Origin of the sequence: Nostoc sp. (assembly GCF_036917375.1) — a bacterium.
In the GTDB taxonomy this organism is placed as follows: domain Bacteria; phylum Cyanobacteriota; class Cyanobacteriia; order Cyanobacteriales; family Nostocaceae; genus Nostoc.
This window is the reverse complement of the sequence record NZ_JBALDN010000102.1, coordinates 1-7,811: the sequence shown is the minus strand read 5'-3', so window position 1 is coordinate 7,811 and position 7,811 is coordinate 1. Positions and strand designations below refer to the sequence as shown.

At 38.4% G+C, this 7,811-nt stretch carries 9 protein-coding genes and 3 pseudogenes; 6 read left to right on the top strand and 6 right to left on the bottom strand.

From position 1 onward, the window contains the following. The first annotated feature begins 122 nt into the window (after window positions 1-122). Entirely contained in the window at window positions 123-548 is a 426-nt protein-coding gene (locus tag V7K45_RS27495) for a hypothetical protein (RefSeq protein ID WP_335008292.1), read from the top strand. A gap of 160 nt (window positions 549-708) precedes the next feature. Beyond that, the gene (locus tag V7K45_RS27490; protein WP_335008290.1) at window positions 709-876 is read left to right on the top strand and encodes a hypothetical protein; all 168 of its coding nucleotides are present in this window, start codon (window positions 709-711) and stop codon (window positions 874-876) included. A 153-nt stretch (window positions 877-1,029) separates the two neighbouring features. Here the strand turns inward: V7K45_RS27490 and V7K45_RS27485 are convergent, their stop codons facing one another. From V7K45_RS27485 to V7K45_RS27470, 4 genes and pseudogenes are all read right to left on the bottom strand, one after another. Then, window positions 1,030-2,748, bottom strand: coding sequence for an ankyrin repeat domain-containing protein (locus V7K45_RS27485; protein WP_335008288.1), 1,719 nt, complete (start codon window positions 2,746-2,748; stop codon window positions 1,030-1,032). A gap of 315 nt (window positions 2,749-3,063) precedes the next feature. Next, window positions 3,064-3,192: a pentapeptide repeat-containing protein gene (locus tag V7K45_RS27480; protein ID WP_442942060.1), complete on the bottom strand. Its 129-nt coding sequence runs from the start codon at window positions 3,190-3,192 to the stop codon at window positions 3,064-3,066. After that, a pseudogene (locus tag V7K45_RS27475) lies at window positions 3,138-3,677 on the bottom strand (S1/P1 nuclease); the annotation flags it as partial. The pseudogene V7K45_RS27475 and the gene V7K45_RS27480, both read right to left, overlap by 55 nt. A gap of 12 nt (window positions 3,678-3,689) precedes the next feature. After that, complete coding sequence (locus V7K45_RS27470; RefSeq protein WP_335008286.1) at window positions 3,690-3,980, bottom strand: hypothetical protein; 291 nt, start codon at window positions 3,978-3,980, stop codon at window positions 3,690-3,692. 193 nt (window positions 3,981-4,173) lie between these two features. Here V7K45_RS27470 and V7K45_RS27465 point away from each other — a divergent pair, with 193 nt between their 5' ends. Continuing rightward, window positions 4,174-4,347 carry a hypothetical protein gene (locus tag V7K45_RS27465; RefSeq protein WP_335008284.1) on the top strand — a complete coding sequence of 58 codons (174 nt, stop codon included), beginning with the start codon at window positions 4,174-4,176 and terminating at the stop codon, window positions 4,345-4,347. A 165-nt stretch (window positions 4,348-4,512) separates the two neighbouring features. Here V7K45_RS27465 and V7K45_RS27460 read toward each other — a convergent pair whose 3' ends face one another. Then, a complete protein-coding gene (locus V7K45_RS27460; protein WP_335008282.1) occupies window positions 4,513-4,785 on the bottom strand; it encodes a GlsB/YeaQ/YmgE family stress response membrane protein in 273 nt (90 codons plus the stop codon). A 337-nt stretch (window positions 4,786-5,122) separates the two neighbouring features. On the opposite strand from V7K45_RS27460, the gene V7K45_RS27455 reads away from it, so the two are divergent. Then, the gene (locus tag V7K45_RS27455; protein WP_335008280.1) at window positions 5,123-5,491 is read left to right on the top strand and encodes an S-layer homology domain-containing protein; all 369 of its coding nucleotides are present in this window, start codon (window positions 5,123-5,125) and stop codon (window positions 5,489-5,491) included. Window positions 5,492-5,951: 460 nt separating this feature from the next. Here V7K45_RS27455 and V7K45_RS27450 read toward each other — a convergent pair whose 3' ends face one another. Further along, window positions 5,952-6,191: a hypothetical protein gene (locus V7K45_RS27450; RefSeq protein ID WP_335008278.1), complete on the bottom strand. Its 240-nt coding sequence runs from the start codon at window positions 6,189-6,191 to the stop codon at window positions 5,952-5,954. 321 nt (window positions 6,192-6,512) lie between these two features. Between V7K45_RS27450 and V7K45_RS33100 the strand changes: the two are divergent. Both V7K45_RS33100 and V7K45_RS27445 read left to right on the top strand, forming a co-directional pair. Then, window positions 6,513-6,689, top strand: a pseudogene (locus tag V7K45_RS33100) (IS982 family transposase); the annotation flags it as partial. Between the two features lie 148 nt (window positions 6,690-6,837). Continuing rightward, window positions 6,838-7,716 (top strand): annotated as a pseudogene (locus tag V7K45_RS27445) (IS4 family transposase); the annotation flags it as partial. Between the last annotated feature and the right edge of the window lie 95 nt (window positions 7,717-7,811).

Here is a 7,811-nt window from a genome sequence, read left to right as displayed (position 1 = left end):
TTAATTGCTGCAATGAATCAATTTAAACCTGGTTATGCTTCTGGATAATTTAACTTATTTACTACTTACTTATTCCGGAAAGTGACAGAAGAGGGGTATGGTTAGTGTGGCTGTCCATGTCCATGTCTGCTCTTTCCCAATTATGGCGACTTTACTTTCACCGATTTGCCATTGACCACTGGTATAGATTTGCCAAACAACGATTACATTGGACGCTTCCAAATCTCAGCACTCCCGAACAGTCTGAGCGGTGGAGTGATCTTTTACCACTGATGACTTGGCAATTATGGTTAGCACGCGATTTTGTTACCGACAACCCTCTCCCCTGGCAAAAGCCAAAACCCAAGCTGAGTCCCGGACGAGTAGCTCAAGCGATGGGAGAAATTTTCGCGGCAATTGGGACACCTGCTCAGGCTCCCAAACCCCGTGGAAAGTCCCCTGGATGGACAGAAGGTCAAACTCGTACTCGTAGAATTCGTTATCCAACTGTCAAAAAAAGCACTCCCAAACAAAAAAAAACAAGTGCCACAATCTGCTTAATTCTTTGATTTTTCCATTTTTGGGTGTAAAGCTTGTCACTCAGTTATCCTGAGTTACTTTGTCATGCGTTTAGTCTAAACTCCAGAAGCATTTGATCATCTCAGAAATTCCTGGGAGCAAACAAGGAATGTAGAACTTCGGCGCACATTGTTACTAGCAATTGAGATATTGCGACAAGATAAAGCAATAGATTTCCTAATTTCACTAGTGGCTCAAGGAAAAGACATTGATGCAAAAGATGCAATTGCAGTGTTGGCTATTTATCGAGAAGACCGTGAACTGTGGCAGCGAGTTGATCGAGCTAGTGAACAAAGAACTAATCAATTGGGACTTTAAAAGCGTTGAGGATGTAGGAAAGGGCGAAAGTCTTAGCTGATAGCAAGCACCTACCCCACATCTGGAAGGTTCGAGGCAATAATAATTCCTTCTCTGAAGACCTTTATATCACCAAATTAAATGAACTTTAGTAGTCAGAGATAGAATTTATATTTAAATAGTAGCCCGACTCCAAGTTAAGTTGACTAAATCTAAGACGTAATCATCCAAGTTCTCTATATAATCTTCTGATTTTTCATTACCCATTACACACAATTTTCCGCCAGTAATATAAATTTTATCTTGTTCTTTGTAGTAAGCTTTGTGTCTACTAATCCATCCTGGTTTATTACCAGTTGTTGATAATTTTTCTATTTCAAAGGCGTGCCAATCTAATCTATAAACTTGAGTTTCATTATAAATTCTTGCATCGGCATATCCTAAACTACCAATAATATATATGTATTTTCCAACTAATGTAGCTGAATGAAAATCAGTTGGCGGAAAAATATCTTTGGGATAACCAAAAATCTGAAAATTTCCATCACCTTGATAAACTACAACATCGTTATAGATACAAAAATCAGGGTCATAGTAGTCTTCATGTTCACCAGCAATTTCTACAATTCTGCCATCTGGTAATTGTGTAATGGTTCTGCCAAATCGATCATAGCACCATGCTTTATCTTGCCAATTCTCTTTATCATTAAAAATATTTTTGGCTGTATAAGCAGAACAACCCTCACAAATCATTGCCTGCCAAAAGGAGATTTTCATCAATTCTGGATTAGCTTTGCCAAAGCGCGGATGTTTGCCAGCAAAATACTGTTTTGGCGATAATTGTGATAATGAGAATTTGCTGTTAGCAATACCGGTCAGCGATCGCCGCATATCATCGTTAATATCGCTCACATCTTCGCCAACTGCAATTAACATTCTAACAATTTCCTTGTTTGTAGCTATCTTGATGGCTTTGTCATCGCAATTATTGATTCTGCTAGGGTTTGCGCCAGCTTCTAGTAAAATTTTGACGCAATCAGTAGCACCATGCTCTGCTGCGATTATTAACGCAGTGTTACTAAAGTAATCAGTGGCTTCAATATCAAATCCCTCTGCAATTAGCCACTGTAGGACTTCGAGCCTATTATTTTCTATCGCATACATTAACGGTGTTTTTCCGCAGTTTCCGACATCGTTGTGATTTACTCTTGCAGCTAGGAGTAATTTGGCTTTAGGTAGTTCACCCACCTGAATACTCAATAACCAAGGGGTTCTATGCCAACAATCACGCACATCTTGATCTGCTCCTTGCTCTAGCAATAACAATACTTGCTCTAAGCTCCCAAAAACTATAGCGTGCATTAATTCTGTCCATCTCAGCTGCTCTGGGTTAGCACCCGCATTCAATAATAATTTGACAGCATCAAATCTCCCAAGATGAGCAGCTACTTTGATTGCAGACTCACCATACCTACTCATGCCATTGACAGCAGCACCTTTAGAGATGAGTAAATTCAAAGTTGATATTAAGTTTTGATCTTGCAAAATATCTCGACCATGCATGGCATTGATTAAGACATCATATCCGTCTAGGCTTTGATAGTTAATATCCGCTCCAGCATCCAGAATCAGTTGGATTTTATCTAGATTTCCTGACTGCACAGCCAACCCAAGTACGGTATTTTGAGATTCTTGTTGAACAGCATTCACATTAGCGCCATGTTCCAAGAGGAAGCGAATCATATTAACACCTGCATTGGGGCTACTAACCGCACACATTAATGGTGTTTGCTGGGAATACTCGTCTACGCGCTCAATATCAACCCCATTGGCTATTTTACGTGCGACTCCTGCAATATCTCCCTGCTGTGCATAAATATGAATTTTTTGCATAATTTTTATGAGCTAACTTCTGAATTGACGAAAAATTCTTGTGGCAACGCCTGCTTTTAACTTAGTCGATTTTAAGATAAGCTTTGTTGATTGATAAGTCACTATAGATTGCAAAAATACATCGTCATGAGTCAGGGTGTATATCCAGACAATTGGAAAGAAATTGCAACAGCGCTAAAAGCTGACTGTGATTGGCGTTATACATATTTGGCAAATTAAATAACTGCATTAGCCCTATTTTTGGCGCACGGGAACTTCTAAAACGAGAAGCTGGTTACAGATACAGAACTTAACTTTAACTATGGGTATTCTCGCTCAAAAAGTACGAGTCAGAATAGCTTTTCTAAAATCCGTACTTTTAAGTATGACTCTCGTAAAATTAACATCAGTTAAATCTGCGCTACGAAAGCTTGTACCACCAAAGGTTGCAAAAACAACAGCAATGTTGCGAATAATGGCGTAATTAAACAATTATTAAATTGAGTTTCTCTTAATTCTGGCAATTTACTGCGTTGATAGTCGGCTCTTATCTTGGTTGCGGTGTTGCGAACAGTTTGAAAGTTTTCTGAGCCTAGTATGAGGTCATCCCAGAATTTATGCAAACTAATTGTTTGACTATCTGGTTTAACTCTAATATAAAAACGTGTACCACCTCTATCACCTTCTGGTTCAGGATACTGGTTAGTTATTAATTTTGTGGCGTGCAATGGCTGATGCACATCTCCTACTAGATGGAATAGCCAGCATATTGCAACTGCTTTTTCACTATTGCTGGCATTGCTTTGAACAATATCAAGATTTTTTTGAAAAGCATAGATAATATTTTCTTCACCTGGAATTTCACGCTTGTTTGAATTTGAAGAACTGCCTGGTTGATAAGGAAAATTGATATAGTGCCAAGTTTCGTGATTAAATGCTTGGTTACTGCGGGCTTCATCTGGTCATTTTGCAGCCCACATAAATAAGTACAAATTTTTATTTTCAGCAGAAATATTAGACCGATTGAGAGAATTCCACTGCTGCTCAAATTTAGAGTATTCAGGGTGTTCTTTTAAAATCGCAGCAATTTTCTTAATTACTTGTTGATGATTCTGCTTGATTTCACTGTAAACAATTGCGCCGGAAACCATGTGGCCAGCTTTATTCCAAGCAAAAGCTGGGTACTGCCAAACCAAGATTGTTGATAATACTGTCAATAAAGAAAACTTAGCGAAAGAATGTAACTTCAGCATAAAATTCTTTGTTAGAAAATACAGCTAAAGTATAGGTTGCATTCAGGTAAGTTAGGGTTAAATTTGTATGAAAAAAATAAATCACCCTACACAATACTCATATATTTCAATAAACAGAGCTGTACATTAACGAGTTTAAGGGTGCGATGCCACCGATTCATGGCGGGTACGCCATCGCACTCTTTGATTTTTCGTGCATAGCAAGTGTATTGCTTTGTCACAAGCGATCGCTCTTGAAGCTGGCTTTTCCTCGCTTGTATTTTACGGGGCCGATCGCTTGAACCGCATCGCACCCCAACAAAATAATATTAGCGCCTACCTAAATATAGGTCAATACGGTTCAGATAAGCCCAAAACCCTCATGTAGAGACGCGATTTATCACGTCTTAAAGACCAATTACCTACACCAATAACCCTTAACTGAACTGTATTGAAATATAGGTAAGCGCTATTGTTTTATTTTAATTCAGGGAGAAAATATAGTGAAATGAGGGGACTGATTTTTACTATTAATTAATTCCAATTTGATTGATTACAAAGCACTGCGGCTAGTTAACGCGTTCCACAAGAAGACTGCAACAATTGCACCAAGAACTGCTACCGCGATACCGGGAGTGCTAAGAGTTGAAGCTGCTAAAGTAAAGCTTCCCGTATTGAAGAATACGCCCAGACTGCCACCAACAAAAGCACCGATGATTCCTAATAAGATTGTTCCGAGAATTCCGCCACCTTGATGACCGGGGTAGATAGCCTTGGCAATAGCACCAGCAATTAGACCTAAAACAATCCAAGCAAGAATATTCATTGTTTTTATTTGATAAACGTTTTTTAATGACAAATACACAATAGCAATCTAAATATTGACATTCAATCTACCAACAGAACCAACTATTAATAGCCTTGAGGATGAATGCTGTTACTTCTTATGATATACACCTTAGTTGAATAGATAACAAATTAAGAAAAAGCTCCTAGCAGGTCTAAAACTAGGGGCTTATTAATTCATTGCTTGATAATTGCAGTATATGCATTTTTGATTCTTTTTCTCATCTACTTTAAGAATTAAGCTCAAGTTTGAAAGCCGAATATTAATTTGATAAGGTGAAGGAGTAAATGGCTTGTAGCTGCGATTAATGTTTAAGATGTCCTCAATTGCTGGCTTGCTCCCATTCGCCACCCTTACAACTACCTTGGCACTAGCAACAATTATTTTCTATCCATCAAAAACTTTGTCACAAACACCAAGCAACGGGCACAACACAGCTCCCCAGGCAGGTTGCCTATCTGGGTATCCTGATGGTACATATCAAGGTTCGCGCCCAGTTACGCGCTATGAATTTGCTTCTAGCTTGAATACGTGCCTAGAGAGGCTAAATCAACTTATTCCTGCTAACAGGGCGGATTTAGCAACGAAGCAAGATTTGGAAATTTTGCTCAAACGACAAAGGGAATTAAACCAACAACTTCAAGAACTCAACGAGCGAGTTGACACCCCACCTGCTACAAAATAATTTGCATTCGACAGCAGTTAGTTTATGCGATTGCTCCTCTACCTCGTTTAATTTTTCCTAGCTTGTATTCTGTAAAGGCGATCGCTCCAGGGGTGCAATTTTGACTCGCTTGATTTTATGAAAGGCGATCGCCACTGGAAAGGGCGGATACGCCATCGGACTGTGAGATTTTTATACAAAGATGGAGAACTGAAAATCATAATTGCAGGCTAACGCTACGCTCACTAAAGGTTGCGAATGATCTTTTTGATTGTGGCTCCTCAAAGCAAGCATCGGTTCTAAAGGAGTAATTGGAGTCATGCTTGGCGGTATTTCATTCACTCTCAACCGTTTTATTGGTCCTGATCGTTTGGGGTTACACTCTATGACTTACCACCCACCAGCACCAGAGGGCGCTACTCAAATCGGTGGCAGCAGTAATTTAAGTCAAAGTAGCAGCAATTAGACCAAAAACTATTAACTAACCTGGTTCAATTTCAGCAATTAAATTCTGAAGGTATTCACGCGCTTCTAAGAAAGTTAAATACAAAAAATTACCGTTTTTATCAAGTATTTCATATTCATTGAGAACAACATGATTGGCATCTTCCCCCCACCCAAAACCGAAAATTAGCCTATTAGCACAAGCCTTGCTGCCAAGCTCACTGATTTCTAAAAGTATGTCTTTATATTCTGCTTTTAGCTTTCCTATCCTAATCATTTCATTAAGTATGTCTTGATATTCAGCATTAGTTTCACTTATAACCAGAGGGTCATAGCCTTTGATTACCCCCTAAAACTCATCAACAACTACACAGTATCATCCATCCAGCCACATTTCGGGCAATCCCAGTGAACACGCGCCGACCAGTCGCGATCAAACTCATGCTGGCACTGAGGACACTTGCCAGTAAACATAGGATGGGTATCTAGCAGTTCTAGCTATTGCTGTTGAGTCAAGCGCTACTGTGGTTGCAGTATTAATTCACCGTTGTAATAACTGGCCCCTTGAGGGGAGACAAAATACCCTGAAATAGATATAGATGAGCCGTGGAATCAGTATATCAAGCAGTGTACTCGACATTACATTGAAACGGTATTTAGTAGCATCACTTGTGTCTTTCCAAAGTCAATCCATGCTGTTACCTACGAAGGGTTTTTACTGAAGTTAGAAGCATTCATTTTTGCTTTTACTTTGAAACAAGCATTTATTGAATGAGTAAAATATAATGCTTTAATCTCATTCAGTATTCTGGTTGTGGAGTTAGTTGAAGTGGCGGTTCGCGACGCGCAACCGCCACTTCGTCGCGAACGATCGCACGACTATTCAAGTCTTAGTACCCACAGCTTGATAACCCGCAACTTGGGTTATTAAAAGCTGGTTAGAGATATATTTTCCCTTAAATGAAGTTATTTATTTAGTAATTGACCGGACTAATTGGGGGTGTATTAATCTCTTAATAATTAGTGTAGTTTGGGATAAAAGGTCTATCCCAATATGTTTTGAGTTATTAGACAAGTTAGGTTCGAGCAATTTTGATGAGCAAAAAACTGTTTTTAATAAAGCATTACCCCTTTTTAATAATTATCAAACTGTTGTATTAGCAGATAGAGAGTTTTGCTCTGTAAAACTAGCTAACTGGCTGACAGAGCAGAAAGTATATTTCTGTTTACGCTTAAAAAAAGATGCATTTATAGAAATAGAACCGGAAATTTGGCTGCAATTAAGAGATTTAGGTTTAGCGCCTGGACTTTCTTTCTTTTATCAAGGTATTAAATATACAAAGTCTACAGAATTTATTAGCTTTATTCTTGCTGCTAAATGGAAGCGTAAACGTTTAGGAGTTGCGCCGGAGGAGGGTTGGTTTATCCTTACCAACTTAGATGATTTAGATTCCGTTATTAGAGCTTATAAACAACGTTTTGATATTGTTCGCCCTTGGCGTTCCCGAAGGGTAGAGATGTTTAGAGATTTTAAGAGCGGTGGTTATAACTTAGAAAATACTAATGTATCAGGACAAAGGCTAATTTCCTTAATATTATTAATCTCACTTGCTTATACGGCTGCAACTATATCTGGTCAAAAAATTAAACGTATGGGTGTTCAAAAATATGTTGGACGAATTAAATAATCCTTAAGGATTGTTCGACGACATAGTAGTTTTTATATTGGTCTTTATGGCGACAATTGGGTCAATTTCATGGAAAATTCTTATGAGTTCGTCGCTGAATTATTAGACATCTCAAAAATAGTATTATTCTGTGATAAAAGAAGATTAAAGAGTTATTTTTACACAGAAGCATGAGCAATATACTGAATTACATTGAAGAGAATCCTAAA

Excerpts from the sequence above, each read along its gene's own strand:
- V7K45_RS27485 (WP_335008288.1), bottom strand. The coding sequence starts at position 2,748 with ATGCAAAAAATTCATATTTATGCACAGCAGGGAGATATTGCAGGAGTC.
- V7K45_RS27455 (WP_335008280.1), top strand. The coding sequence starts at position 5,123 with ATGTCCTCAATTGCTGGCTTGCTCCCATTCGCCACCCTTACAACTACC.
- V7K45_RS27470 (WP_335008286.1), bottom strand. The coding sequence starts at position 3,980 with ATGCTGAAGTTACATTCTTTCGCTAAGTTTTCTTTATTGACAGTATTA.
- V7K45_RS27460 (WP_335008282.1), bottom strand. The coding sequence starts at position 4,785 with ATGAATATTCTTGCTTGGATTGTTTTAGGTCTAATTGCTGGTGCTATT.
- V7K45_RS27450 (WP_335008278.1), bottom strand. The coding sequence starts at position 6,191 with ATGATTAGGATAGGAAAGCTAAAAGCAGAATATAAAGACATACTTTTA.
- V7K45_RS27495 (WP_335008292.1), top strand. The coding sequence starts at position 123 with ATGTCTGCTCTTTCCCAATTATGGCGACTTTACTTTCACCGATTTGCC.